Source organism: Mycobacterium parascrofulaceum ATCC BAA-614 (assembly GCF_000164135.1).
GTDB classification, from domain to species: domain Bacteria; phylum Actinomycetota; class Actinomycetes; order Mycobacteriales; family Mycobacteriaceae; genus Mycobacterium; species Mycobacterium parascrofulaceum.
In genome coordinates, this window is the sequence record NZ_GG770611.1 from 1 (window position 1) to 1,380 (window position 1,380).

General features: G+C 66.5%; 1 protein-coding gene. It reads right to left on the bottom strand.

Annotated features, from left to right (window positions below; translation table 11 throughout):
- The coding region (gene mobF / locus HMPREF0591_RS29805) for a MobF family relaxase (RefSeq protein WP_040624520.1) at window positions 1–805 on the bottom strand (805 nt) is incomplete at its 3' end.
- Window positions 806–1,380: the final 575 nt, after the last annotated feature.

The following is a 1,380-nucleotide window of genomic DNA, read 5'->3' on the forward strand; positions in this document are numbered from 1 at the left end:
TGTGACGAAGGTTGATCAACCTTCGGTTCCAACGCTTGGTGACCCCGGCGATGTCGGCCATGCCGGAGCGCTCATCGACCTCGCGCCACTCAAAACCGCGCTCGGCGTGCAGTTCGTGGCGCAGCACCGCCTGATAGATCACCCCGGCAGCTTTGGCCTCATGGTGCAGCGATTTGGAATCGATTGATACCAGCACACCGTCGGCGCGGGGCTGCCGGTTAGGCACGATCACGTGGGTGTGCATGTGCGGGTCCCCGCACCGCGACGTTTCGTGCTGGTAGGCGATCGCCACCAACCCAGGCAGGCGCTGCAGGTTTTTCTTGCCGGTGACCGGGTTGTGGACCCGGGTGTATCCGGCGTGCTGGTGCAGATAATCCATCGCGGCCTTGACCGCCCGCGAATGCGCTTCAGCGATCACTTTGTCGTTGATCTCGCTGGTCAGCGCCCGCACCAACGACACACTTTTGGGCGCGGCGAACGTCAAATCGAAACCGTGCACCGACTCCTTGGTAAACGCCCGGCCACTGGCCCCGTTGGGGGCGATCCCCTCGTCAAGCCACGTGGTGGCCACATTCCCGTCAGCAAACCCACTCGCGAGCGCGGCCCCGCTGAGCCCGGTCAGCTCCGCAACCGTGACCGCATCCCCGGCCAGCACCCAGGTCGGCACCCGAGTATCACCTTCGGAGTAGTACTCACCGAGCCCGCCGCCAGCGGCCTGCCGGTCCATCGCCGCCTGTTTGGCCTCGTTGGCCGTCTTCTCGTAGTAGGCGATGCTCCACCGCGACAGCCGAGAAATCGTCAACATCCTCGACCACCTCCGACCCGCGCCGGCTCGCACCCAACAGGGGGACGAACGGTTGTGGCCGCGCGCAGCGCGCGGCCACAACCAGTCTTGCACATCCTTGTGCCAATGTGCCAGAAGTCTTTGGAGGGAGCCGGGTGGGGCGAGTGGGGTGTGAACCGGGGAGGGGGTTGGGGTGGGGAATGGTGCCAGGAGGTGGGGTGTGGCGGATTTAGGGTTGGGGGAGGTGACGGGCAAGTGGGCGGGTGAAGTGGATGTGGTGGTGCCGCGGGGCCAGACGTTGAACTCGGCGTTGGGTGCGGGCGCCGGCGCCGGGTGCGCCCGGGCGGTCGGCGGTCGGGGCAGACGCGGGTGGGCGTGGGCACGGGTAAGGGCTTTGGCGCCCGGTTGCGGGCTTGGTAGCAAAGCAGGAGGAAGGGTCGAACACGGTGAAGATCAGGATGGGTTTGGCCGCGGTCGCGCTGTTGGTGGCGGTGATGGTGTGGCTGCTGGCTAGCCACACCTTGGACTGGGTGCTGTCGACGGGGCTGGCGCACTAAAGGTGCGGCGTGGGCGGAGATGTCGCCGGCGCACGCAAG